Origin of the sequence: Streptomyces sp. NPDC001933 (assembly GCF_042890955.1) — a bacterium.
GTDB lineage: Bacteria > Actinomycetota > Actinomycetes > Streptomycetales > Streptomycetaceae > Streptomyces.
Genome location: NZ_JBIASS010000007.1, coordinates 180752 through 203111 on the forward strand (window position 1 = coordinate 180752; position 22360 = coordinate 203111).

Annotated in this window: 27 protein-coding genes and 1 tRNA gene; 10 read left to right on the top strand and 18 right to left on the bottom strand. The window is 71.1% G+C overall.

The window, feature by feature from the left end; all coding sequences use genetic code 11:
* Positions 1-18: 18 nt before the first annotated feature.
* Positions 19-420, bottom strand: a complete 402-nt coding sequence (locus tag ACFYY7_RS19465) for a hypothetical protein (RefSeq protein WP_388662919.1) — start codon at positions 418-420, stop codon at positions 19-21.
* A gap of 243 nt (positions 421-663) precedes the next feature.
* Here ACFYY7_RS19465 and ACFYY7_RS19470 point away from each other — a divergent pair, with 243 nt between their 5' ends.
* Both ACFYY7_RS19470 and ACFYY7_RS19475 read left to right on the top strand, forming a co-directional pair.
* Positions 664-1821 carry an NAD(P)/FAD-dependent oxidoreductase gene (locus ACFYY7_RS19470; protein ID WP_388662921.1) on the top strand — a complete coding sequence of 386 codons (1158 nt, stop codon included), beginning with the start codon at positions 664-666 and terminating at the stop codon, positions 1819-1821.
* A gap of 41 nt (positions 1822-1862) precedes the next feature.
* Positions 1863-2765 (top strand): RNA polymerase sigma-70 factor, encoded by a 903-nt coding sequence (locus ACFYY7_RS19475; RefSeq protein ID WP_376310617.1) that lies wholly within the window; start codon positions 1863-1865, stop codon positions 2763-2765.
* Here ACFYY7_RS19475 and ACFYY7_RS19480 read toward each other — a convergent pair.
* Together ACFYY7_RS19480 and ACFYY7_RS19485 are read right to left on the bottom strand one after the other, a co-directional pair.
* A complete protein-coding gene (locus tag ACFYY7_RS19480; RefSeq protein WP_388662923.1) occupies positions 2702-3178 on the bottom strand; it encodes an ATP-binding protein in 477 nt (158 codons plus the stop codon). The two genes, ACFYY7_RS19475 and ACFYY7_RS19480, sit on opposite strands and share 64 nt — an antisense overlap.
* Positions 3175-3396, bottom strand: coding sequence for a hypothetical protein (locus tag ACFYY7_RS19485; protein WP_351253061.1), 222 nt, complete (start codon positions 3394-3396; stop codon positions 3175-3177). The genes ACFYY7_RS19480 and ACFYY7_RS19485 overlap by 4 nt, the downstream gene beginning before the upstream one ends.
* Before the next feature lie 116 nt (positions 3397-3512).
* Here ACFYY7_RS19485 and ACFYY7_RS19490 point away from each other — a divergent pair, with 116 nt between their 5' ends.
* Both ACFYY7_RS19490 and ACFYY7_RS19495 read left to right on the top strand, forming a co-directional pair.
* Entirely contained in the window at positions 3513-4391 is an 879-nt protein-coding gene (locus ACFYY7_RS19490; protein WP_388663228.1) for a helix-turn-helix domain-containing protein, read from the top strand.
* Entirely contained in the window at positions 4348-4620 is a 273-nt protein-coding gene (locus tag ACFYY7_RS19495; protein WP_388662925.1) for a DUF397 domain-containing protein, read from the top strand. The genes ACFYY7_RS19490 and ACFYY7_RS19495 overlap by 44 nt, the downstream gene beginning before the upstream one ends.
* A gap of 30 nt (positions 4621-4650) precedes the next feature.
* Here ACFYY7_RS19495 and ACFYY7_RS19500 read toward each other — a convergent pair whose 3' ends face one another.
* Complete coding sequence (locus ACFYY7_RS19500) at positions 4651-5256, bottom strand: TetR family transcriptional regulator (protein ID WP_388662927.1); 606 nt, start codon at positions 5254-5256, stop codon at positions 4651-4653.
* A 256-nt stretch (positions 5257-5512) separates the two neighbouring features.
* Here ACFYY7_RS19500 and ACFYY7_RS19505 point away from each other — a divergent pair, with 256 nt between their 5' ends.
* Together ACFYY7_RS19505 and ACFYY7_RS19510 are read left to right on the top strand one after the other, a co-directional pair.
* On the top strand, positions 5513-6907 hold the full coding sequence (locus ACFYY7_RS19505; RefSeq protein WP_388662929.1) for a lipase family protein: 1395 nt from the start codon (positions 5513-5515) through the stop codon (positions 6905-6907).
* Positions 6908-7022: 115 nt separating this feature from the next.
* On the top strand, positions 7023-7220 hold the full coding sequence (locus ACFYY7_RS19510; RefSeq protein WP_388662931.1) for a hypothetical protein: 198 nt from the start codon (positions 7023-7025) through the stop codon (positions 7218-7220).
* Between the two features lie 23 nt (positions 7221-7243).
* Here ACFYY7_RS19510 and ACFYY7_RS19515 read toward each other — a convergent pair whose 3' ends face one another.
* Entirely contained in the window at positions 7244-7840 is a 597-nt protein-coding gene (locus ACFYY7_RS19515; RefSeq protein WP_388662933.1) for a hypothetical protein, read from the bottom strand.
* 253 nt (positions 7841-8093) lie between these two features.
* Between ACFYY7_RS19515 and ACFYY7_RS19520 the strand changes: the two genes are divergently transcribed.
* The gene (locus tag ACFYY7_RS19520) at positions 8094-8270 is read left to right on the top strand and encodes a hypothetical protein (protein WP_388662935.1); all 177 of its coding nucleotides are present in this window, start codon (positions 8094-8096) and stop codon (positions 8268-8270) included.
* A 168-nt stretch (positions 8271-8438) separates the two neighbouring features.
* Here ACFYY7_RS19520 and ACFYY7_RS19525 read toward each other — a convergent pair whose 3' ends face one another.
* The 4 genes from ACFYY7_RS19525 to ACFYY7_RS19540 all read right to left on the bottom strand — a co-directional run bounded on the left by ACFYY7_RS19525 (position 8439) and on the right by ACFYY7_RS19540 (position 12151).
* A complete protein-coding gene (locus ACFYY7_RS19525; RefSeq protein WP_388662937.1) occupies positions 8439-8642 on the bottom strand; it encodes a hypothetical protein in 204 nt (67 codons plus the stop codon).
* Between the two features lie 85 nt (positions 8643-8727).
* Entirely contained in the window at positions 8728-9621 is an 894-nt protein-coding gene (locus tag ACFYY7_RS19530; RefSeq protein WP_388662939.1) for an SDR family oxidoreductase, read from the bottom strand.
* A complete protein-coding gene (locus ACFYY7_RS19535) occupies positions 9618-10613 on the bottom strand; it encodes an alpha/beta fold hydrolase (RefSeq protein ID WP_388662941.1) in 996 nt (331 codons plus the stop codon). Before ACFYY7_RS19535 ends, ACFYY7_RS19530 begins: the two co-directional genes overlap by 4 nt.
* The gene (locus ACFYY7_RS19540; RefSeq protein WP_388662943.1) at positions 10610-12151 is read right to left on the bottom strand and encodes a flavin-containing monooxygenase; all 1542 of its coding nucleotides are present in this window, start codon (positions 12149-12151) and stop codon (positions 10610-10612) included. The genes ACFYY7_RS19535 and ACFYY7_RS19540 overlap by 4 nt, the downstream gene beginning before the upstream one ends.
* 195 nt (positions 12152-12346) lie before the next feature.
* Here ACFYY7_RS19540 and ACFYY7_RS19545 point away from each other — a divergent pair, with 195 nt between their 5' ends.
* Positions 12347-13006: a MerR family transcriptional regulator gene (locus tag ACFYY7_RS19545; RefSeq protein ID WP_388663230.1), complete on the top strand. Its 660-nt coding sequence runs from the start codon at positions 12347-12349 to the stop codon at positions 13004-13006.
* Positions 13007-13106: 100 nt separating this feature from the next.
* Here the strand turns inward: ACFYY7_RS19545 and ACFYY7_RS19550 are convergent, their stop codons facing one another.
* Entirely contained in the window at positions 13107-13922 is an 816-nt protein-coding gene (locus ACFYY7_RS19550; RefSeq protein WP_383709741.1) for an exodeoxyribonuclease III, read from the bottom strand.
* 50 nt (positions 13923-13972) lie between these two features.
* Here ACFYY7_RS19550 and ACFYY7_RS19555 point away from each other — a divergent pair, with 50 nt between their 5' ends.
* Positions 13973-14452, top strand: a complete 480-nt coding sequence (locus tag ACFYY7_RS19555) for a GNAT family N-acetyltransferase (protein ID WP_358941399.1) — start codon at positions 13973-13975, stop codon at positions 14450-14452.
* Positions 14453-14488: 36 nt separating this feature from the next.
* Here ACFYY7_RS19555 and ACFYY7_RS19560 read toward each other — a convergent pair whose 3' ends face one another.
* Entirely contained in the window at positions 14489-15655 is a 1167-nt protein-coding gene (locus ACFYY7_RS19560; protein ID WP_388662945.1) for a serine hydrolase domain-containing protein, read from the bottom strand.
* 71 nt (positions 15656-15726) lie between these two features.
* Positions 15727-16512, bottom strand: a complete 786-nt coding sequence (locus tag ACFYY7_RS19565) for an SAM-dependent methyltransferase (protein ID WP_388662946.1) — start codon at positions 16510-16512, stop codon at positions 15727-15729.
* A gap of 178 nt (positions 16513-16690) precedes the next feature.
* Between ACFYY7_RS19565 and ACFYY7_RS19570 the strand changes: the two genes are divergently transcribed.
* Positions 16691-17677: an aldo/keto reductase gene (locus ACFYY7_RS19570; RefSeq protein ID WP_356083092.1), complete on the top strand. Its 987-nt coding sequence runs from the start codon at positions 16691-16693 to the stop codon at positions 17675-17677.
* 93 nt (positions 17678-17770) lie between these two features.
* Here the strand turns inward: ACFYY7_RS19570 and ACFYY7_RS19575 are convergent.
* The 6 genes from ACFYY7_RS19575 to glp form a co-directional block, all read right to left on the bottom strand.
* Positions 17771-17844, bottom strand: a tRNA-Ala gene (locus ACFYY7_RS19575).
* A 97-nt stretch (positions 17845-17941) separates the two neighbouring features.
* Positions 17942-19078: a gephyrin-like molybdotransferase receptor GlpR gene (glpR, locus tag ACFYY7_RS19580; protein ID WP_388662948.1), complete on the bottom strand. Its 1137-nt coding sequence runs from the start codon at positions 19076-19078 to the stop codon at positions 17942-17944.
* A gap of 158 nt (positions 19079-19236) precedes the next feature.
* Positions 19237-19848, bottom strand: coding sequence for a GNAT family protein (locus tag ACFYY7_RS19585; RefSeq protein ID WP_356083086.1), 612 nt, complete (start codon positions 19846-19848; stop codon positions 19237-19239).
* A 17-nt stretch (positions 19849-19865) separates the two neighbouring features.
* Positions 19866-20390: a molybdenum cofactor biosynthesis protein B gene (locus tag ACFYY7_RS19590; RefSeq protein WP_388662950.1), complete on the bottom strand. Its 525-nt coding sequence runs from the start codon at positions 20388-20390 to the stop codon at positions 19866-19868.
* On the bottom strand, positions 20387-20923 hold the full coding sequence (moaC, locus tag ACFYY7_RS19595) for a cyclic pyranopterin monophosphate synthase MoaC (protein ID WP_266732208.1): 537 nt from the start codon (positions 20921-20923) through the stop codon (positions 20387-20389). The genes ACFYY7_RS19590 and moaC overlap by 4 nt, the downstream gene beginning before the upstream one ends.
* 123 nt (positions 20924-21046) lie before the next feature.
* A complete protein-coding gene (gene glp / locus ACFYY7_RS19600) occupies positions 21047-22357 on the bottom strand; it encodes a gephyrin-like molybdotransferase Glp (protein WP_388662952.1) in 1311 nt (436 codons plus the stop codon).
* Between the last annotated feature and the right edge of the window lie 3 nt (positions 22358-22360).

A 22360-nucleotide genomic window follows, 5' to 3' on the forward strand; every position in this document is an offset into this window, starting at 1 on the left:
GTCGAAGGTCATCGAGGATCAGTGGAAGACGATGGAGAACCAGGCGTCGGAAGCCTTGCCCTCGGCGTCCGTGGTCCAGACCCTCGCCTGCCGCTTGGCCATGTCGCAGGTGCTGGCGGTACCCCACGAGTAGGACACGATCTTGCCGCGGCTGAGCGACGAGACGCTGGGGAGAACCCGCCCCGGGGAGATGTCGCTGTCGCTGAACGTCACGCAGTACTCGCCGGCCGCCAGGTGCTTCACGCCCTCGACCCCCTTGGAGGACCGGATCTTGCCGTCGGGCTCGACCGTCGCGCCGGCCTGTGCGTACGGGGCCTTGACGTTGTCGGCCACGGCCACGGCCACCCCGGCGGTGGCCGCCACGACGGACACACCCACGGCACCGAGGGCGAGAGAACGGGCACCCCTGCTCTTGAACATGCGGATTCTCCTTGTGAAAAGTCCGAGGGCTCACCGAAAGCCTTCGCAACTCTGCGCAGTCAATCAGAAGCGAAGAGTGATGTGTCGACAGTTGGGGCGCACACCACCCGTACGCCTGACGCCGGTCAAGCGGCCACCACGGGGGCGGACGGAGTGATCTGGCTCACGCCCTGTCACAGCTCCTGACCGCCCGGTGTCTTGATGCCGACAACGAGCTACGGACCGGACGGAGAGGCAGAAACCATGAACAAGAACACCGATGTGGTCGTGATCGGCGGAGGTTACGCGGGCGTCACCGCCGCCAACCGGCTGGCCCAGCAGGCCGACTTGACCGTGACACTGATCAACCCGCGCCCCGACTTCGTCGAGCGCATCCGCCTCCACCAATTGGTCGGTGGAAGCAATGACGCCGTCGTCGACTACGCGGAGGTCCTGGCCGGGAACATCCGGCTGATGGTCGACAGCGTGGCGACGATCGACGCGGCCGGGCGCGGCGTGGAACTCACGGGCGGCTCCACGGTCGGCTACGACTACCTGATCTACGCGGTGGGCAGCGGCAGCGCCGTACCGGACGTGCCCGGCGCGGCGGAGTTCGCCCACCCGATCGCCACCCTGGAGGAGGCGCGACGGCTGCGGCCGGCCGTCGACGCCGCACCCGCGACGGCCCCGGTGACCGTGGTCGGCTCGGGCCCGACCGGTATCGAGACCGCCGCCGAACTGGCCGAGGAGGGCCGGGCCGTGACCCTGGTCTGCGGCGAGGAGCTCGGCCCGTATCTGCACCCCCGGGGCCGCCGCGCGGTCGCCCGGACCCTCGCCGAGCTCGGTGTGACCGTGATCGAGGGCCCCGGCGCGCGGGTGGCCGCCGTAACCCGTGATGCCGTACGGCTCGACGACGGCCGGGAACTCCCCGGCCGGGTCACCGTCTGGGCCGCCGGATTCAGCGTGCCGGACCTGGCCGCCCGCAGTGGGCTGACCACCGACGCCGTGGGCCGCCTGCTCACCGACGAGACCCTGACGAGCGTGGACGACCCGCGCATCGTCGCGGCCGGGGACGCGGCGGCACCGGCCGACGCGCCGTTCCGGATGAGCTGCCAGGCCGCGGGCCAACTGGGCTCGCGCGCCGCCCGCACGGTGCTCAGCCGGATCGCGGGCGAGCGGCCCGCGCCCCTGAAGGTGCGGTTCGCCGGCCAGTGCATGAGCCTGGGCCGCCGCACCGGGTTCTTCCAGTTCGCCTCGATGGACGACCGCGCGAACCCGCTGTACCTGGGTGGCCGCCCCGGTGCGAAGCTCAAGGAGATCGTCTGCAGGGCCACCGTCAAGCAGTTGGTGAACGAGGCCCGCAAGAGCGGCCCGCGCGCCGAACGCGACAAGGCACCTGCCCCCGCCGAACGAACGGCCTGAGAGCTCATGGCCGCGAGCCGGGCTACGAGGAGAGGCAAGAAGTGAACGACGACCACGCCACCACCGACCCGGCGACCGAGGCTTTCGTCGCCCATCGCAACCTGCTCTTCACCGTCGCCTACGAGATGCTCGGATCGGCGGCCGACGCGGAGGACGTCCTCCAGGAGACCTGGCTGCGATGGGTCGAGGTCGACCCGGAACAGGTGCGCGACCAGCGCGCCTACCTGGTCCGGATCACCACCCGGCAGTCCCTCAACCGGCTGCGCACGCTGTCGCGCCGCAAGGAGGCGTACGTCGGCCCCTGGCTTCCCGAACCGGTGCTCACCGCGCCGGACGTGGCCGAGGACGTCGAGCTCGCCGAGAGCGTGTCGATGGCCCTGATGCTCGTCCTGGAAACCCTGTCGCCGACTGAACGCGCCGTCTTCGTGCTGCGCGAGGTCTTCGCCGTCGACTACGACGAGATCGCCACCGCCGTCGAGAAGACCCCCGCGGCCGTCCGCCAGATCGCGCACCGCGCCCGCCGCCACGTCGATGCCCGCCGCCCCCGTGCGGCGGTCTCGGCGAGCGTGTCCAGGGCGGCGGTGGACTCGTTCCGGCGCGCCCTGGAGACCGGGGACCTCCAGGGCCTCCTCGACGTGCTCGCCCCCGACGTGGTCCTCCTCGGCGACGGCGGCGGCATCAAGCAGGCGGCGCGGCGGCCGATCATCGGCGCCGACAAGGTGGCCCGTTACCTCGTCGGCGGCGCCGGCAAGCAGACCGCCACGATCACCATCAGCCCCACCCTGGCCAACGGCAACCCGGCGTTCCTGCTGCGCCTGGACGGCGTTGTCGACGGCGTCGTGGCGTTCCGGATCGAGGACGCCCACATCACCGGCCTCTACTACGTACGCAACCCGGAGAAGCTGACCCGCGTCGACTCCGAGACCCCGCTCACCCTGCGCTGATCCCCTTCACCGGTCCGTCCCTCGCCGGGGGACGGGCCGGGGGCCCGCAGCTCGCACCAGACCGTCTTCCCGTACGGCCGCCGCTCGATCCCCCACCGCAGCGCCAGCGCGTCCACGAGCGCCAGCCCCCGCCCCGACTCGTCACCGACGGACGCGGTGCGCAGCGCGGGCCAGGCGCACGGCTCGGGATCGCTCAGTTCCACCCTGACCCTGCCGGTACGCGTACCGCTCACCCGGAGCGTGACCGGTGTCCCCTCCCCGAGATGCACGATCACATTGGTCAGCAACTCGCTGACGCAGAGCAGCAGATCGGGCGAGTCCACGCCTCCGCACCGCGCCCGCAGGGTGCGCCGCATCTCCGGTACGGCCTTCGGCACGGCGAGCAGGTCCACCGCGATCGGCAACGGGCTCATCCCCCGGCCGCCGAACGCAGCACCTCGGCCATCCTGCGCGCGGTCGCCAGATTGCAGTTCCCGAGCGAGACCAGCGGCGGCCGGGTCGACCGCGCGGCGAAGGTCAGCGGTTCGACACCGAGCGAGGGCAGGGTGATGCCGTGCGCGGCGAGCGCGGCACGGAGCGCGTCGATGTCCGGCCCGATGTCGTGGCCGGTGAGGCCGTACGTGTCGTCCATGGGGGGAGGTCCACCTTTCGTTGCTGACTGTGACGAACTGCTCACACGCTGCCGCACGGGCCTCTACCGTGAAAGGGCTTCTGGTCCACAAGGCACAGCGCGAAAGGCGGTCAACAGTGGCCACACGCAAGGAGATCGACGGCTCGGCGGGCGTCCCGCAGTTCTACGGCAAGGAACTCCGCTTCAAGCGGGAGGAGGCGGGTCTGACCCTGGAGAAGCTGGTGGACGGCAGCTTCTACGGCATCACGTACCTGAGCGAGATCGAGCACGGCCACCGCCGGATGCCCGAGGATCTGGCCCAGCACGTGGATCGGGTGCTGGGGACGGACGGGTTCTTCGGTCGGCGGTGCGGGGACGTGCGGAAGGCCCGGCGCAAGGGGCACGCGGAGTACTTCGAACGCGTGCTGGACGCGGAGAAGCGTGCCGAGACCATCGAGGAGTGGTCTCCGACAGTCTTTCCCGGACTGCTCCAGACGAGGGCGTACGCAGAGGCCGTGATCTGCGCCGAACGGCTTCCGGAGCTTCGCGAAGAGACCGAAGTGAAGGTCAACGCGCGATTGGCGCGCGCACAGCTCTTCGAGCGGAGCCACCGGACCCCGCAGTACTGGACCATCCTGAGCGAGTCCCTGCTGCGACTGCCGATCCTGCCGCCGCAGAAGATGGCCGAGCAGCTCGACCAAATCGCTGAGCTCACAAAGCGCGGCCGGATTTTTACGCAGATCCTTCCGTGGAACGCGGGAGCGCACCCCCTCATGCTGGGCAACGCCCTGATTCTGGACTTCGCGGATGCTCCCCCGCTGGCATACACAGAGGGCCAGCACCACGGAATTACCGTCGACGATCCGGCTCTCGTGAAGCAGTATCGGAGGTCGTACGATCTCCTGAGGGCCGCCGCCTTGCCGCCGGAGGCGTCCCTAGCCATGATCGAGAAAGCGGCGGAGGAATACCGAAATGGTGCGCACCCAAATCGACTTGAGCGCCGCGATCTGGCGTAGGAGCAGCCACAGCAACTCCTCCGGCGGCAACTGCGTGGAAGTCGCCGAGGGGTTCGCCCGCTGGCGCAGGAGCAGCCACAGCAACACCTCGGGCGGCGACTGCCTCGAAGTCGCGGACGGCCACCAGGACCTCGTCCCCGTACGCGACTCCAAGCGCCCCGAAGGACCCGTGCTCGTCATCCCCGCGTCCGCGTGGACGCCGTTCGTCGAGACCGTCAAGGCGTCCTGACCGCTGGGCAATCCGACGGGGACCGGCGCGTCAGTAGGGCAGGCCCTCGGAGGCCGCGCGCAGTGCGGCGATGAGGCATGTGGCGATTTCGCTCCCCGCCGCCTCGGGGTCTTCCGCGTACCGGCGGGCGAAGTCCTCCGATGCCGCGCGCAGTGCGCCGTTGAAGGTCGCCGCGTGCACCCTGATCCGGAGGTCTTCGGCGCTGCCGCCGGAGCGCTGGGCAAGGAGTTGCCCGAGGACGGGCAGCGCGTCGTCGTGGGCCTGGAGCCAGACGGCGCGCAGTGCCGGGTCGGTGGTGGTCATGCGGATCAGGTCGAGGATGGCCGGGGCCCCGGCGGGCAGCTCGCCGACACGCGGGGATTGCGTGACGAAGTCCAGCAGGCCGATGTCCGCCGGCCAGTGGCGCAGTTGGTCCATGGCGAATTCGAGCCCTGCGGAGAGCAGCGGCAGTACGCAGCTCTCCTTGGTGGGGAAATGGCGCCACAGGGTGCGGGAAGAGATGCCCACGGCCTGGGCGATCTGCTCGCCCGTCGTGCCGGCGACGCCCTGCGAGGCGAACAGGCGGACAGCCTCACCGGCGATCTCGAAGCGGAGAGCCGCCTTGCGTCGCTCGGCGAGCGACGGCCTGTCATCCACCTGAACTGCCCGCCCGCGCCCTGCGGATGACGCTTCGCCCACCCTCGCCCCCGCTCTCCGTACCTGCTGTCGCAGCATAGCGAGCCATTCGAAAATGGCGGATGCCGACATCTTGTCACTCACTGACACACAGACTTACGCTGCGGTAAGTAACTCGCGAGTAACTGCGCTGATTCTCCCGGCATTTGGCGTGCGCGGCCGTACCGGACGAGCCCAGGCGACATCGATCACCCAATCGACGAACGAGGAGCCCGACATGAGCCGCACGAAGACCCGTTCCCGTTCCACCCCCACCCCCATCCCCACCACCGGCCGTAGCAGCCGGGCCGGCCTGCGCCTGCTAGCTGCTGCCGTCGTCGCCGGCACCGTCTGCGCCGGCCTTTCGGCCGTACCGGCCACCGCCGCCACGACGGATCCCGTCGTCTCCCGCGGGGTGACCATCCCCGCCTTCTACACCCCGCTCGCCCAACTCCCCTCGGCGGACGGGGCATTGATCCGTACCGAAGCCCTGCCGCTGGGGCTGCGGATCCCCGGTCTGGACGGCCGTCCGATGCCGGGCACCGCGACCCGGCTGATGTACAAGTCCACCGACTCGACCGGACAGCCCGTCGCCGTGACCGGCGCCTACATCGAGCCCTCGGCCGCCTGGAAGGGCACCGGGCCGCGCCCCCTGGTCGCGGTGGCATCGGGCACCATGGGCCAGGGCGACCAGTGCGCGCCGTCCTTCGCCCTGCAGCACCCGCTCACCCTCAACGGCGACACCGTGTCCGTGGGCTACGAGGCACTGGCGATCTACCGGCTCCTGTCGACCGGGGCCGCGGTCGTCGTGACCGACTATGTCGGCCTCGGCACCACCGACCGCCTGCACACCTACGTCAACCGCGTCGACGAGGCGCACGCCCTGCTGGACGCGGCCCGCGCCGCCCGCTCCGTACCCGGCGCGTCGGTCACCGCGGCTTCGAGAACCGGCCTGTACGGATACAGCCAGGGCGGCGGCGCCACTGCCGCGGCCGCCGAACTCCAGCCCTCCTACGCCCCCGACGTCCCGCTCTCCGGAACCTACTCCGGCGCACCCCCGGCGGACCTGGTCTCGGTCATGAAGGGGATAGACGGCAGCGCGCTCGCCGGTGCGCTGGCCTGGTCGATCAGCGGATTCGCCCAGGCCGACCCCGACCTGCGGGCGGTTGTCGACGCGAACATCAGCGCCACCGGCAAGGCCGCGCTGGCGGACGCCTCGACGATGTGCGTCGGCGACGCGCTGTTCGGCTACGGCTTCACCAAGAGCAGCAAGTGGACCAAGAGCGGCAAGTCCATCGGGGACATCATCGCCGCCGATCCCCGCGCGAAGGCGGCCTTGGAGAAGCAGCGCATCGGCACGCTCAAGCCCGCCGGGCCCGTGCGGCTGGCCACCGGTGTCCAGGACGACATCGTGCCCCACTCCCAGGCCCGAAAGCTCGCCGTCGACTGGTGCGGCAAGGGTGCCGACGTCACCTACGACGCCATCGTGCTGCCGAACCTCGGCGACAAGATCCTCACCAACCACCTCGTACCGCTCATCACCGACCAGGGCGACGCCATCTCCTGGCTGACCGACCGCCTCTCCGGCAAGGCCGCCACCTCCAACTGCTGGTCCATGCCCATCCAGCCCTGACCCGACCGCCCCGTGCCGGAGGGGCGGCCGAACTCCGGGCCCCCTCCGCCCCACCCCCTACCCCCGTCACGAACGTGACACCTGCCCCCCCGTTCGACACGTTCCGCCGCTTGGTATGGCAATGGCCGGGCCGCCGGTACCGGGGCCGGTGCGGTCCGGCGACGGCTGTTCCCGGTTCGCGCGCGACGCAGCGCTTGCGCGGCACATGTACCTGTTCGCAGCCCGCCTGATCGGTCCGCTGCGTTTCCTGAGCCCCGTGGCACTGACCAAGGCCCTGGTCGTCAGCGTCGAGCATCGCGGGGCGAATCCCTGACCGCTGATCGAGCGCGCCGGAGGTCAGGCCTCGAAGTCGGTGAACCCGTAAGGGATATGGCCTCGCTCGATCAGCTCGTCCTCCAGCTCGTCCTCGTCGAAGTCGCCCTCGTCGAAGTCGTCCCAGCCGTCGTCCTCGGAAGAGGCACCATCGGGATCTCCGGCAAGTTTCACGTAGTCGTCGTCCGTTGCGACTTCGCCGATGAGCCCTGGCACTTCGATGGAATCCCAGTCGACAGTGGCCTCGATCGCGTCGTCGAGTTCCCCCGAGAACATTCCTTCCTCAAGCGCTTGCCGCACCTTGCCCGGGTCATCCGCGCCGACGCCGTAGCCGGTCGGCTCGCCGGATTCGAGGAAAGTGACGGCCGGATAACCGTCGACCGAGACCGTGACCAGCGGACGGAGATCGATCGAGTGCGCCCGTTCGCCCTGCTGGTACACATGCAGTGCCAGCTCCGCAGAGCCGTACCAGCACAGCAGGTACACGTTGGAGCTCTCGGACAGCTCGGCCGCCAGATCCTCCTTGATCTCGTCGAGGCTGCCTCTGACGTAGTGAACGTCCTTGCGGGCCGCTCCCGGGGACACCTCGAAGGCCAGGTCGTAGAAGCTCTTGGGCGACATGGCGGCCAGTGTATGAGTGTGCGTCAACTACCGGCTTCCGTCGCCCACTTGGAGCCCTCGGGTCTCGATGCCACCGAACGCCTCGTACAGCTCCTCGCAGTCCGCCGGACGTGTTGCGCCATGAGAAAGCGCGCGAACTTTCCTTGATCGTTCACGTATGGCTCCTACCGGCTCCACGACCGCGGAGAAAAGTGCTCCCGCACCTCGGATTCCGCTCAACCCCCTTCAGTCGCACGGGACTCGGTGGGAGCGTGTGCGCGACCGAGCGCAGCCGGTCAGGGAAGTTTTCCCTCCTGAAAGGGTTCGATTCGACAGCACGGGCAACACCTGGAGCCACGTCCGGGCGTACAACCGCTTCGACGGCCGGGAGTACAGCGGCTGGGCCTATGACAGGAACCTCGACGAATTCGGCTCCACCAAGCCCTGCTGAGGTTCCGCGCGGACCCCTCGGTTCCAGGGCGCGCACCACCTCGTCGTGGACGAGGGGCTGCCGCAGCCGCCGGGGAAGTGACGCACGTGCCGAAAGGGTGTGCCCGGTCTCCCGGACACACCCTTCGACACAGCGGACTACGCGCCGGGACGGCACGAAGGCGCAGGGTCAGCGGTCGCGACGCTCACGCAGGTTCTTCGTGGCGTCCTGGGCCTTGTCACGGCCCTGCCGCGAGGTCTGCGAGGTCTGCGAGGTGCGCTGTGACGCGTCCTGCGTCCGCTCGCGGCCCTCTTCCCGGCCCTCGTCCATCTTCCGCTTCGCCTGGTCGGCGAGCTCCTGCGCCTTGTCCTTGAACTGGTCTGCGATGCCCATGCTGTTCACTCCTAGTGGATGCTTGGTGGGCGGTCCGTGAGGACCTCGTTCAGCGTCGCAGGACCCGGCATCCACCGCATGTCGATCACTTACTCTGCGTAGCCGCCGCCCTCGCGTCCTGGTCGGCGGCGCCCCCGGCGCCCACGAGCCCCTTGCTCACGCTGTCCAGCCGCGAGCCGAACTTACGGACCTCCCGCTGGCCGACGACGCCGATCAGCGAGGGCAGGTAGCCCCGCACCGACTGCATCCCGCGCAGCCACCACTGCGCGTACACGTGCGGGGAGCGGCGCTCGACACCGGCGACGATCCGGTCGACGGCGGGGCCCAGCGGGTACGTGCGGTTCGCCGGGAAGGGCAGCCGCTGGCGCAGCTCCCGCATCACGTCGTCCTGGTCGGCGCCCCGCACCATGTCCGTGTCGGTCCAGGACAGGTAGCCGACCCCGACCTTCACGCCCCGGTGGGCGACCTCGGCCCGCAGGCTGTGCGCGAACGCCTCCACGCCCGACTTGGAAGCGCAGTACGCGGTCATCATCGGCGCCGGCGTCATCGCCGCGAGCGAGGCGATCTGGAGGAAGTAGCCGCGGCTCTCCATCAGCACCGGCAGGAACGCCCGCCCGGTCACCGCGCCGCCGATCAGGTTGACCTCGATGACCCGGCGCCAGGCATCCGGGTCCGAGTCGACGAACGGTCCGCCCGCGGCGACCCCGGCGTTGGCGACGACGACGTCGATCTTCCCGAACCGCTGCTTGACCTCCTGGGCGACCCGCGCCATCGCCTCGTGGTCGGTGACGTCCGCGAACCAGTGGTCGCTCTCCGAGTGCAGCCGCTCGGAGACCTTCTTCAGCTCGTCCGGCTCCAGCCCGACCAGCGCGAGCTTGGCGCCGCGCGCCGAGAGCTTGCGGGCCAGCAGTTCACCCACGCCGCGCGCCGCGCCCGTGACGACGACGACCTGTCCTTCGAGACTCCGCCTGCCGCTCATGCGACCTCCTCCTTCTCGGCCGTACCCGTGCCCGCACTCGAATCCGTCTTCGTGCCCGCGTTCGCGCCCTCGTTCGCGCCCTCGTCCGTGCCCGCCGGGAGGTACGCGGCGACCAGCTCCCGGAGCTTCGCCGTGACCGCCTCCGGCGCCTCCACCGGCGTCATGTGGCCCTGGCCCGCCAGTTCGGTGAGCCCCAGGCCGTCGGGGAGCGCGGCCGCGATCGACCGGGCGTGCCCGATCGGGGTGAGCCGGTCCGCCGTACCCGCGATCACCGCCGTGGGCACCCGCAACTCCCGTACGCCCGCGTCGAGATCGAGGTCCGCGAGGACCCGCCCCCAGGCGGCCCTGGCCTTCCTCGGGCAGGCGTGCACGATCCGGGCGCAGGTCTCGACCCGTTCCGGTGCCGCCCCCGCTCCCATCGTGGCGTACTTGAGCACCCGCCGGGTAATCGGCGATACCGGTCCCAGCGGGGCCGACGCCAGGAGGATTCCCCGGGTCATCCGGGTCCGCACCGAACCGGCCCGCATCGGTACCACCGTCGACTCGGCGGGCAGACGCGAACTCCCGGTGCTGCACAGCAGTACGGCCGCCGCGTGCTCGCGCAGCCCGGCCCGCCGGGCGGCGGCCATGATCGTCATGCCGCCCATGGAGTGCCCGCCGATCACGGCCTTCTCCCCCGGTTCCAGGGTGGCGGCCAGTACCGCTTCGAGGTCGTCGGCGAGTGCGTCGGTGCTGTATCCGCCGGGGGCGACCGCGGGCGAACCGCCGTGGCCGCGCTGGTCGTAGACGACGACCCGGTGGTCCGCCGCGAGATCCCTGATCTGCGCGTCCCAGAAGCGGGTGCTGCACGTCCAGCCGTGCGCGAGGACCACTGCCGGGGCGCCGTCCCGCCCGTGCACCTCGACGTGGATGCGGGCGCCGTCGGCGGAGCGCACGGTGAGTTCGCGCGTGGGGACCGGCGGGGCGCCGTCGCGCCGCAGCAGCCGGCTCATCCCGCGACCTCCTCGGCGACGGCCTTCGGCCCGGCGGTGGCCCTCGCCGCGGCGACGGCCTGCTTCGGGATCCGTACGACCTCGTACTCGGAGAGGTCGACCTGCCGCGTCGCCTTGCGGAACTCGGAGGTGGTGCCAGGCCAGACCGTGGTGTTGCGCCCGTTGGCGTCCAGGTACCAGCTGTTGCAGCCGCCGGTGTTCCACACGGTGCGCTTCATCCGCTCCTGGACGCGGCGGTTCCAGGACCCGACCGCCGAGGGCCGCGCGTCGAGCGCGACGCGCCCGCCCAGCACGTTCAGCTGGCGCAGGTAGTCGGCCATGTAGTTCAGCTGGGCCTCGATCATCAGGATCATCGAGGAGTTCCCGAGCCCGGTGTTGGGGCCGATGATCGTCATCCAGTTGGGGAAGCCGGCGGCGCTGGCGCCGCGCAGCGCCTGCATGCCGTCCTTCCAGGACTCGGTGAGCGTGATGCCGTCCGCGCCCACCACGCGCTCGGCGATCGGCATGTCGGTGACGTGGAAGCCGGTGCCGAAGATGATCGCGTCGACCTCGGTCTCCGTGCCGTCGGAGGCGACGAGCGTGGAGCCGCGCACCTCGGCCAGGCCGGAGGCGACCACGTCCACGTTGGGCTGCGCGAGCGCCGGGTAGTAGGCGCTGGAGAGCAGGATGCGCTTGCAGCCGATGCGGTACGAGGGGGTCAGCTTGGCCCGCAGCGCGGGGTCCTTGATGGCCCGCGCCATGTTGGCCTTGGCTATCCTCTCGACCAGGCCCAGCTCGCCCGGGTGCTTGGTGAAGGCGCTGACCTGCAACTCCCGTATGCCCCAGAGCAGTCCGCGGCGTGCCGTGCCGGTGACCGGCACGGCACGGTGCAGCCAGCGTTCGGCGCCGCTGATCTTCCGGTCCATGCGCGGCATGACCCAGGGCGGGGTGCGCTGGAAGAGCGTCAGGCTGCCGACCTTCGGCTGGATCGCGGGCACGATCTGGATGGCGGAGGCGCCGGTGCCGATCACGGCGACGCGCTTGCCGGTCAGATCGGCGTCGTGGTTCCAGCGGGCCGAGTGGAAGACCTCGCCGGGGAAGTCGGCGAGACCGGGGATGTCCGGCGTCTTCGGATCGGAGAGCGGACCGCTCGCGGAGACCACGACATCGGCGGTGAAACCGGCCCCGTTCGCCGTCTCGATGACCCAGTGCAGCTCCTCGCGGTCCCAGCGCATGACCGTCACTTCATGGCCGAGCCGCAGGTGCGGGCGGAGCCCGAAGGTGTCCGCGACGTGCTCCAGGTAGGCGCGGATGTGCTCCTGCCCGGAGAAGGTGCGCGGCCACTCGGGGTTGGGCGCGAACGAGAACGAGTAGAGGTGGGACGGTACGTCGCAGGCGCAGCCCGGGTAACTGTTGTCGCGCCAGGTGCCGCCGACGGAATCTGCCCGCTCCAGGACGACGAAGTCCGTGATGCCTTCGCGGCGCAGCCGGACCGCGGCCCCGAGGCCCCCGAATCCGGATCCGATCACCGCCACTCGTACGTGCTCGTGCTGGGCCATGCTGCCGCCTCCCGCGGTACGTCACACGACTCTGCCAGCAATCACTGGCATTGTTGGGAGAGTAGAGCAGCTCCGTACCGATGGGTAGGGGTACGGCGCGGGAAAGTTACCGACGGTACAACTTCCGGCCTCCGCCACGGGGGAGGCCGGTAGGGTGCGGGTGTGGCTGAAGGACGCGAGCACCGCGAATACCGCATGGAGGAGCTGGCCAAGGAGGCCGGCATCCCGGTGCGGACCGTGCGCTTCTACCGGGAGCGCGGACTGATCTCGCCACCCCGCCGCGAGGGGCGCATCGCCTGGTACGACGACCACCACCTGGCCCGGCTGCGCACCATCACCGGCCTGCTGGAACGCGGCCACACCCTCACCGGCATCGCCGATCTCGCCCGCACCTTCGAGAGCGGCCGCGATGTCGCCGAGGTGCTGGGCCTGGGCGAGCCGACCGAGGAGACCCCGGTACGCCTCACCCCCGAGCAGCTCGCGGACTACTTCGAGGGCGAGACCACCCCGGAGAACCTGGCCGCCGCCCTCGAACTGGGCTATCTCGCCACGGACGGCGACGAGATCGTCCACATCAGCCGCCGCCTGCTGGAGGTCTCGTCCCAGCTGGTACGGGAGGGAGTGCCGCTCGCGACCGTGCTCGCGGCCGGCCGCCGCGTCCGCGAGCACGCCGACGCGCTCGCCGAACTCTTCGTGAGCGTCCTGGAGGACCAGGGCGGCCACGACGGCGAGGCCGAGCCGCCGCAGCTCCGGCCGCTGGCCCGCGCGGTGGTGGACGCCGAGCTGTCCATGGCGCTGGACCGGCGGCTGCGCCGCGAGAGCACCGGCGAACCGCCGCGGGACTTCGCCCCCTGACGGACGGTCACGCGACGACGGCCGCCGGTGGGGCACTCCCGCTCGCACACCGGAATGCTTCCCGGACCGGACCGCCCCGCACTCACCCCGTTCGCACGCTCTACTGTTCGAAGACCACCGTCACCGGTGCGTGGTCGCTCCACCGCTCGGCGTGCGTCGCGGCCCGCTCGACCCAGCCCTTCACCGCGCGCCCGGCCAGACCGGGCGTCGCCACCTGGTAGTCGATGCGCCAGCCGGTGTCGTTGTCGAAGGCCCGCCCCCGGTAGGACCACCACGAGTACGGCCCCTCCTCGTCGGGGTGCAGCGCCCGTACGACATCGACGTACTCGGCCTCGTCGAAGACCCGGGTCAGCCACTCCCGCTCCTCGGGGAGGAAACCGGAGCTCTTCTTGTTGGCCTTCCAGTTCTTGAGGTCGGCCTCCTGGTGGGCGATGTTCCAGTCGCCGCAGACCACCACCTCGCGGCCGCCTTCCGCGGCCCGCTTCCGCAGGCCCTTCAGATACGGGAGGAACGCGGCCATGAACCGCTCCTTCTCGTCCTGCTTCTCGGTCCCGACCTCGCCGGAGGGCAGGTACAGGCTCGCGACCGTGACGCCCGGCAGGTCGATCTCGACGTAACGCCCGCTCGCGTCGAACTCCTCGCTCCCGGCGTCCCCGAACCCGCTGAACCCGATCTGCACGCGCTCCGGCGCACGCCGCGTGTAGAGGGAGACCCCGGCCCGCCCCTTGGCCGCGGCCGGTGCGTGCACGGTGTGCCAGCCGGCCGGCTCACGCACCTCCTCGGGCAGCTGCTCAGGCTCGGCCCGCACCTCCTGGAGGCAGATCACATCGGCTTCGGTCCGGGCCAGCCACTCGACGAAGCCCTTCTTGGCGGCGGCACGGAGCCCGTTGACATTGGCTGTGGTGACAGTCAGCATCCAGGCACGATACCGACATTCGTCGCACGCATACATGTACGATATGGCGCATGAATATCCACCCTCGGCCCTTCGACCACCCCGACGCCGTCAAACTCAACGACCAGGTGCAGCTCGAATACGCCGAGCGCTACGGGGACGAGGGCGATGTCACACCGCTCGACCCGTCGATGTTCGCACCGCCGCACGGTCTGTATCTCCTCGCCTACGACGAGCTGGACCGCCCCGTGGCCACCGGCGGATGGCGCACCCAGGACCGTAACGACGAGGGCTACTCGGACGGCGACGCCGAGCTCAAGCGGATGTTCGTGATACCCGAGGGCCGGGGCAAGGGGCTGGCCCGCCGCATCCTGGCCGCCCTGGAGGAGGACGCGCGGGCGGCGGGCCGTGTCCGCATGGTGCTGGAGACCGGGGACCGGCAGCCCGAGGCGATCGCGCTGTACGTGTCCAGCGGCTACGCCCCGTGCGAGAAGTTCGGCCACTACCGCATGTACGAGAGCAGTCGCTGCTACGCGAAGCCGCTGCGGTAGCCGACGTACTGCGGCAGTGGCCGCACCGCCCGGCCGTCAGGCACCGGCGGCGTACCGCCAGAACTCCCGCACCGGCGGGGTCGGGGTCGGTCCGGTCATCGCCAGTTGGGTCAGCAGGACGGAGACGGTGCCGGTGGCGGGCGTGAGATGTCCCGCCGTTCCCGTGCCGCCCACCCAGCCGTAGCGCCCCGGAACGTTCCAGGGATCGACGGCCTCGACGTCCACCGACCCGCCGTAGCCCCAGCCCTGGCCCTCCAGGAACAGCGTGCTGCGCTCGCGCTGCGCCCGCGTCAGATGGTCGGTGGTCATCAGCCGCACCGATTCCTCCGACAGCACCCGACGCCCACCGGCCCTTCCCCCGGCACCCCCGGCGAGCAGCATCCGGGCGAAGGCGTGCCAGTCGTCGGCGGTCGAGACCAGCCCGCCGGCGCCGGACGCAAACACGGGCAGGCTGCTCCACTGCCCGTCCGGACCATCGGCCAGCCGGAGCCCGCCGCTCTCCGGATCGGCCCGGTAGAAACAGGTGAACCGGTCGGCCTTCGCCGCCGGCACGGCGAACCCGGTGTCGGCCATGCCCAGCGGCGCGAACAGCCGCTCCGCCAGGAACTCGGGCAACGGCCGGTCCGAGACCCGGGCGATCAGCACCCCGAGGATGTCGGAGCAGGTGTTGTACAGCCACTCCTCTCCCGGCTGGTGGAGCAGCGGAATGCGGGACAGCGCCGCCATCCACGCGTCCGGCGCCAGGACCTGCTGCGGCTGGAGCGACCCCGACCCCTGCTTCAGCTCGCTGAACAGCAGCTGGACCGCGGGCAGCGAGAAGTCCGACGGGAAGCCGTACCCGGCCCGGAAGGTGAGCAGGTCCTCCACCGTGATGACCCGGTCGGCGGGGACCACGTCGTCGGCCGGGGAGGCCGACGTACGGACCACCATCGGGGCCGCCAGCTCCGGCAGCCACTGCCGGACCGGCTCGTTCAGCGCGATCCGGCCTTCCTCGACCAGCATCATGACGGCGGCGGCGGTGATGGGCTTGGTCATCGACGCGATACGGAAGATCGAGTCCCTGCGCATCGGGACCGTACCCTCCGCATCGGCCGACCCGACGGCCACCACCTCGACCCGGTCCCCCCGGGCCACCAGCCCCACGGCCCCGGGCGCCGCCCCGTCACCGACATGCTTCTTCAGGACATCGTTCAGATCGGTCATCGGTCCACCTTCCCGCTCATCGCCACAAAAGAGCAGGACCGCCGCACCGCCGAGAACTCATCGGCCCGGGTTCAGCGCACCCGGCCGACCCCTACGTAGAAGCCGCTGCGCTCCCGCACCGGCGCGGGCTCCTCGCGGTACCACTCCGTGGCGAAGACCAGTCCGGGCTCGACGAGCTCCAGCCCCTCGAAGAAGGGCTCGACCTCGCTCCGGGTACGCATCCGCAGCGGAATCGCCCCCTTCTTGTACGTGGCCTCGGTCTCGTCCTTCAGCTCCGGGTGCTGGTCGGCCGTGCCGTGCGAGAGCACCAGGAAGCTGCCCGACGGCAGGGCGTCGACCAGGGCGCGGGTGATGGCGTACGGGTCCTCGTCGTCCGGCAGGAAGTGCAACAGCGCGATCAGGGACAACGCGACCGGCCGGTCGAAGTCCAGCAGCTTGCGGGCGTGCTCGACGATCGCCTCCGGCTTGCGCACATCCGCGTGGATGTAGTCGGTGGCCCCCTCCGGCCTGCTGACCAGCAGCGCCTCCGCGTGCCGCAGCACGATCGGGTCGTTGTCCGCGTAGACGATCCGGGCGGACGGCGTGATGCGCTGGACCACCTGATGCAGATTGGGCTCGGTGGGGATGCCGGTGCCGATGTCGAGGAACTGGTCGACCCCGTTGCGGGCCAGCCAGGCGGAGGCCCGGTGCATGAAGGCCCGGTTCCGCGCCGCGTTGCCCCGCGCCTCGGCCGGCAGCTGCTCCGCCACCCGCTGATCGACCGGATAGTTGTCCTTGCCGCCCAGAAGCCAGTCGTAGACGCGCGCGGGGTGGGGCCTGCTGGTGTCGATCCGGAGCCCGGGCTTGTCGACCGTCACTGGGCGCTCCTCTCGGTGCGGTGAATTCCGAAGAATTCGAGAGCGGGTAACGCGCCCAGCGTAGGCGACGCACGTCCCGGGCCGGCGGCCGGAACCCCCTTGCGTTGAAGTGCACTTCAACATCCACACTCCTTCCCACGGCCACCGAACGACGGCGGCCGGAACGGGAGGAACAGTCATGAAGTACCGCACCATCGGCACCGACCCCGCCACCCGCCGCGAGGTGAGCGTCCTCGCGCTCGGCGCGATGCTCTTCGGGTCGGTCACCGACGAGAAGACCTCGTTCGCCGTCCTGGACCACTTCGTCGAGGCCGGCGGAACCTTCATCGACACCTCCGACAACTACGCCTACTGGGTCGACGGCGGCCTCGGCGGCCAGAGCGAGCGGCTGCTCGGCAAGTGGCGGCGCAGCCGCGGCATCGGTGACGAGATAGTCATCGCCACCAAGCTCGGCGCCGAACCGCTCGCGCCCGGCACCGGGTTCGTCGACAACCCGGAGGGCCTGTCCGCGAAGGCGGTCCGCGAGGCCACCGAACGCAGCCGGGAACGGCTCGGCGTGGACAAGCTCGACCTGCTCTACGCACACATCGAGGACCGGACCGTCCCCCTCGGCGAGACCGTCGAGGCATTCGGGGAGCTGGTGGCCGAGGGAACGGTCGGCCTGCTGGGCGCCAGCAACCACGCCGTCTGGCGGGTGGAGCGCGCCCGCGCCCTCGCCGCCGCCGCCGGACTGCCCGGCTACGAGGTCCTGCAGTACCAGCACAGCCACCTGCGCCCCCGGTACGACATCCCCACCCCGCTCTTCGAGGACGGCAGCCTCGGCCACGCCGGCCCCGAGATGCTCAGCTACCTCCGCGCCGAGCCCGGACTGACCCTGGTCGCCTACTCCCCGCTGCTCGCCGGCGCCTACACCCGCACGGACAAGCCCCTCCCCGCGGACTACGACCACCCCGGCACCCCCGCCCGGCTCGCGGTCCTGCGCGAGATCGCCGCCGAGACCGGAGCCGGCATCAACCAGGTCGTCCTGGCCTGGCAGATCGGCCACCGCCTGCCCGTGATCCCGCTGGCCGGGGCGTCATCGGTGGCACAGCTGAAGGAGAACCTGGCAGCGGTGGACCTGGACCTGACGGACGACCAGCGGGCCCGCCTGGACGCGGCGCACTGATCCGACGTTCGCCACCCCGGGCAGGCATCGAGCGCCCCCGAAACGACGAGATCCCGCCCGATCTTTCGATCGGACGGGATCTCGTGTGTGCGGTGGACCTGTGGGGATTTGAACCCCAGACCCCCTCGATGCGAACGAGGTGCGCTACCAGACTGCGCCACAGGCCCTTGCAACGAGTGAAACTCTAGCACCCCGAACGGGGTGCTCGGAAATCCGCTCCGTGCTGGTCAGCCGGGGCGGCGGCGCAGCGGGCCCGGAGCGGGCTCACTCGTTGGCGGCTCTGGGGCGTTCCCCGTCCTCGTACTGGTCGAAGAGCGGGGTCCGGCCGCGGTCGCGGGTGCGACGGGACTGGTTGGTGCGCTGGCGTGGCGCGGGGTCGACCGCGGGTGCGACGGGGTGCGAGGTGCCCGTGGGCTCGGCGGCGCTGGAGCGGGCCGCGCTCCAGGTCTCCGGGTTGCCGACCTCGACGCCGCCGGTGGCGCGCGGGGCGACCGGGGCGGTGACGTAGGTCGGCAGCGGGACCGGGACCGGCTCCCAGCTGTCACCCTGGGCCCGGCCGCGTTCGCGCTGCTGGTCGACCCACTCCGCGTGGTCCGTCTGCTCGACCAGGGCCCGGCGGCCGGCCTCCTGCGGGGAGACCGCGGGCGCGGGCTCCGGCTCGGGGCGGTGCGCTTCGGGCTCCTCGTCGGGCTCGGCGGGGGCCGCCGCGGCCGGCTGGTGCCTGCGGGTGCGGTTCTCACGCAGGTGCTGCGCCGCCACCTCGGCCCGGCGCCGGTCCATGGTGAAGGCGAACCGGCGCCGTTCCTGGGCCCGCAGATGCACGATGTACGTGCTCAGCAGCACGGCCGGGACCGCGGGCGCCCAGAGGAAGTGCAGGCCGCCGACCGCCGCGACCACCGCGCCGAGGGTGAAGGCCAGGAAGAGGACGACGGTGGTGCGCCGACGGCGCGCGAGGACCTGGAGGCGCTGGGCGCGCCGGACGCGCTCGGCGTCCCTTCCGCCCTGGCGCGGGCGTGCACGCCGGGCGGAAGCCTGAGCCGGTGCCTGGGCCTGTTCGGCGCGCTCCTCGGGCGTGCGCTCGGGCGCGCGCGCCGGGTCGTGCACCCGGGCCTCGGTGTGCGCTTCGGGCGCGGCGAAGGCCCGGACGTCCACGGAGACCATTCGGTCCGTGTCGACGTCCGGGTCGGCGTCGGGCCCCGCCTCCTCGGCGGTGCGCTCCCGCAGCTCCTTGGCGTACCGGCGCTCCATCGCCGCCCGTCCGGACAGCAGCCGGATGGCGGTGCTGAAGCGTTCCGTCGGACGGGCTTCGTTGAGCTCGTCCTGCCTGCGGAGCCACATCGGCACCAAGTAGGCGGCCCAGGCCCCGACGATGACTGCGTAGATGAGGCCGCTGCTGCTCACGTCTCACACCGTAGAGGGGTTTGCGCGGGGGCATCCGCCAATTGGCCCGGTGTGTCGCACGATCCGGCTGATATCACGGACTTTTTTTGTGATTGTTCGGATCAACCGTGGGTGTTTGTGCGTTCGTCATCGGTCAACTGCCGATCAATATCGAACACTTATTTCATTTCCCGTGGCGTCCCAGGTCGCGACCGGTGCCAGCGCCGAAGCAGCCCGTCGGGTACTTCCTCCGCGGTGAGCGCATAGATCAGGTGGTCCCGCCAGGCGCCGTCGATGTGGAGATAGCGCGGACGCAGGCCCTCTTCGCGGAATCCCAGTTTCTCCACGACCCTTCTGCTGGGCGCGTTCTCCGGCCGAATGCACACCTCGATGCGGTGCAGTCCGACCGTGCGGAAGCAGTGGTCGACGGCGAGGGCGACCGCGGTCGGCATCACACCCCGGCCGGCCACGTCCTGGTCGACCCAGTAGCCGACATGGCCCGAGCACATCGAGCCCCAGGTGATCCCCGCGACCGTCAGCTGACCGACCAGCCGGCCCTCGTACTCGATGGCGAAGGGCAGCATCCGGCCCGCGTTGGCCTCGGCGCGCAGGTGACGGATCATCTGACGGTACGTGGGCCGCTGGGCCACCGGTCCGCCCGGCGCGGGCGGCGGCACCGTCGCCTCCCAGGGACGCAGCCAGTCGCGGTTGCGCCGGTTGACCTCGCGCCACATGCGCTGGTCGCGCAGCTTGATCGGACGGAGCACGATCTCGCCGTCGCTGAGGACCACCGGCCAGGTCGAGACGTTCAGCTCGGGCTCCCCGGTCGGGGGTGATCGCCGCCGCGCAACTGATCGACGGCGTGCACCAGGAGACGGGCGAGGACGGCGAGTCCGTCACGCACCCCGCCGGTGGAGCCCGGCAGGTTCACGATGAGGGTGCGGCCCGCGACGCCCGCGAGGCCCCGGGAGAGCGCGGCGGTGGGGACCTTGTCGCGGCCCTCGGCGCGGATCGCCTCGGGGATGCCGGGGATCTCGTGGTCCAGGACGCGGCGGGTGGCCTCGGGGGTGCGGTCGGTGGGCGAGATGCCCGTACCGCCGGTCGTGACGATGACGTCGTACCCCGCCGCCGCCCCGGCGCGCAGGGCCTGTTCGACCGGGTCGCCGTCGGGCACGACCTGCGGGCCGTCGACGGCGAAGCCGAGCTGCGTGAGCGCCTCGGAGATCAGGGGGCCGCCCTTGTCGGCGTAGACGCCGGCCGAGGCGCGGTTGGAGGCGGTGACGACGAGGGCGCGGTAGGGGGCCGGAGCCGGTGGCGTCCCGGGCGCCGTCACGCGTCCGCTCCGTCCGGCCCGGTGCGCTGGAGGTCCTCGGTGCGCCGGGAGTCCTCGGTGCGCCGGTAGTCGCCGGACTTGCCGCCGGACTTCGACTCGACCCGTACGTCCGTGATGACCGCCGACTTGTCGACCGCCTTGATCATGTCGATCACGGTGAGCGCCGCGACGGAGACGGCGGTCAGGGCCTCCATCTCGACGCCTGTGCGGTCCGTGGTCTTCACGGTGGCCAGGATCTCCACCGCGTCGTCGGCGACGCTCAGGTCGACCTCGACCCCGGAGACGGCCAGCGGGTGGCAGAGCGGGATGAGGTCGGGGGTGCGCTTGGCTCCCATGATCCCGGCGATCCGGGCGGTGGCGAGGGCGTCGCCCTTGGGGACCCCTTCGCCGCGGAGCAGTTCGACCACGCGCGGCGAGACGAGTACCCGGCCGCTGGCGCGGGCCGTCCGCGCGGTGACGTCCTTCTCCGAGACGTCGACCATGCGGGCCGCGCCCGCCTCGTCGATGTGCGTCAGCCTGTTCTGCGTACTCAACTAACTCCGCCTCGCGGTAGGGCGCCGGTTGCCCGCTCGGCCCGCACCGGGGTGCGGGCCCGGGGCCCGGGGGTGTCCCCGGGAAGGCACAGCGCCAGACACCGTACCGCCACCGCCCCGGGATCAGCGGAGCAGGATCACCTCGGTGTCCGTGCCGGGCTCGGCGGAGATGACGTCCTCGGGCAGCACGATGAGCGCGTCGGACTGGGCGAGTGCGGCGATCAGATGCGATCCGGAACCGCCGACGGGCGTGACCGTGCCGGCCTCCGCGTCGTACGTACCGCGCAGGAACTGCCGTTTGCCGGACGGCGAGGAGAGCGCCTTGCCGGCGTCGAGCGTGGCCCGGACGGTGGGGCGGTGCACGTCCTTGAGGCCCATCAGGGTGCGGATCACGGGCCGCACGAACAGCTCGAAGGAGATGTACGAGGAGACGGGGTTGCCCGGCAGCGCCAGCAGCGGGGTGTGGTCGGGGCCGATCGAGCCGAAGCCCTGCGGCTTGCCCGGCTGCATGGCGAGCTTGCGGAAGTCGATGCCGCTGCCCGGCTCGTCCTCGTCGCCCACCGAGGACAGGGCCTCCTTGACGACGTCGTACGCGCCGACGCTGACGCCTCCGGTGGTGACGACGATGTCGGCCCGGATCAGCTGGTCCTCGATCGTGGCGCGGAGCGTATCGGCGTCGTCGGTGACGGCGCCGACCCGGTACGCGATCGCTCCGGCGTCCTTGGCCGCGGCCGTGAGCGCGAAGCTGTTCGAGTCGTAGATCCGGCCGCCCGTCAGTTCCTCGCCGGGCTGGACCAGTTCGCTGCCGGTGGAGATGACGACGACGCGCGGCCGGGGCCGCACCTTCACCGTCGAGCGGCCGATCGCCGCGAGCAGCCCGATCTGCGGCGGGCCGATCACCGATCCCGCGCCCAGCGCCAGATCACCCGGCTTCACGTCACTGCCGCGGGCCCTGACATGGGCGCGGGCCTCCACCGGGCGGTGTACCCGGACCTCGCCGCCCGCTCCCTCCGGGGCCTCCCGCAGGGAGCGCATCGTGTCGGCGGGGCCGCCGCCCGTACCGCCGTCGGTCCACTCGACCGGGACCACGGCCTCGGCACCGGCCGGCAGCGGGGCACCGGTCATGATCCGGGCGGCCTCACCGGGGCCGAGGCTCCGGTCGCCGGGCAGTCCGTCGCTGCCCGCCGCGATGTCACCGATGACGGTGAGCACCGCGGGGAACTCCTCGTCGGCGCCCTCGACATCGGCGACGCGGACGGCGTACCCGTCCATCGAGCTGTTGTCGAAGGGCGGCAGGGCGATCTGCACCATGACGTCCTCGACGAGCACGCAGCCCTGGGCGTCGTGCAGTTGCAGCTCGATGGGTTCGAGCGGTCGCACCGCGCCGAGAATGTCGTCCAGGTGCTCGTCCACCGACCAGATCGTGCTGCTCAAGGT

Bases quoted from the DNA above. Each gene is read 5' to 3' on its own strand.
- ACFYY7_RS19465 (WP_388662919.1), bottom strand. From the start codon at position 420: ATGTTCAAGAGCAGGGGTGCCCGTTCTCTCGCCCTCGGTGCCGTGGGT.
- ACFYY7_RS19470 (WP_388662921.1), top strand. From the start codon at position 664: ATGAACAAGAACACCGATGTGGTCGTGATCGGCGGAGGTTACGCGGGC.
- ACFYY7_RS19480 (WP_388662923.1), bottom strand. From the start codon at position 3,178: ATGAGCCCGTTGCCGATCGCGGTGGACCTGCTCGCCGTGCCGAAGGCC.
- ACFYY7_RS19485 (WP_351253061.1), bottom strand. From the start codon at position 3,396: ATGGACGACACGTACGGCCTCACCGGCCACGACATCGGGCCGGACATC.
- ACFYY7_RS19495 (WP_388662925.1), top strand. From the start codon at position 4,348: ATGGTGCGCACCCAAATCGACTTGAGCGCCGCGATCTGGCGTAGGAGC.
- ACFYY7_RS19505 (WP_388662929.1), top strand. From the start codon at position 5,513: ATGAGCCGCACGAAGACCCGTTCCCGTTCCACCCCCACCCCCATCCCC.
- ACFYY7_RS19510 (WP_388662931.1), top strand. From the start codon at position 7,023: ATGGCAATGGCCGGGCCGCCGGTACCGGGGCCGGTGCGGTCCGGCGAC.
- ACFYY7_RS19515 (WP_388662933.1), bottom strand. From the start codon at position 7,840: ATGTCGCCCAAGAGCTTCTACGACCTGGCCTTCGAGGTGTCCCCGGGA.
- ACFYY7_RS19525 (WP_388662937.1), bottom strand. From the start codon at position 8,642: ATGGGCATCGCAGACCAGTTCAAGGACAAGGCGCAGGAGCTCGCCGAC.
- ACFYY7_RS19530 (WP_388662939.1), bottom strand. From the start codon at position 9,621: ATGAGCGGCAGGCGGAGTCTCGAAGGACAGGTCGTCGTCGTCACGGGC.
- ACFYY7_RS19535 (WP_388662941.1), bottom strand. From the start codon at position 10,613: ATGAGCCGGCTGCTGCGGCGCGACGGCGCCCCGCCGGTCCCCACGCGC.
- ACFYY7_RS19540 (WP_388662943.1), bottom strand. From the start codon at position 12,151: ATGGCCCAGCACGAGCACGTACGAGTGGCGGTGATCGGATCCGGATTC.
- ACFYY7_RS19545 (WP_388663230.1), top strand. From the start codon at position 12,347: ATGGAGGAGCTGGCCAAGGAGGCCGGCATCCCGGTGCGGACCGTGCGC.
- ACFYY7_RS19550 (WP_383709741.1), bottom strand. From the start codon at position 13,922: ATGCTGACTGTCACCACAGCCAATGTCAACGGGCTCCGTGCCGCCGCC.
- ACFYY7_RS19555 (WP_358941399.1), top strand. From the start codon at position 13,973: ATGAATATCCACCCTCGGCCCTTCGACCACCCCGACGCCGTCAAACTC.
- ACFYY7_RS19560 (WP_388662945.1), bottom strand. From the start codon at position 15,655: ATGACCGATCTGAACGATGTCCTGAAGAAGCATGTCGGTGACGGGGCG.
- ACFYY7_RS19570 (WP_356083092.1), top strand. From the start codon at position 16,691: ATGAAGTACCGCACCATCGGCACCGACCCCGCCACCCGCCGCGAGGTG.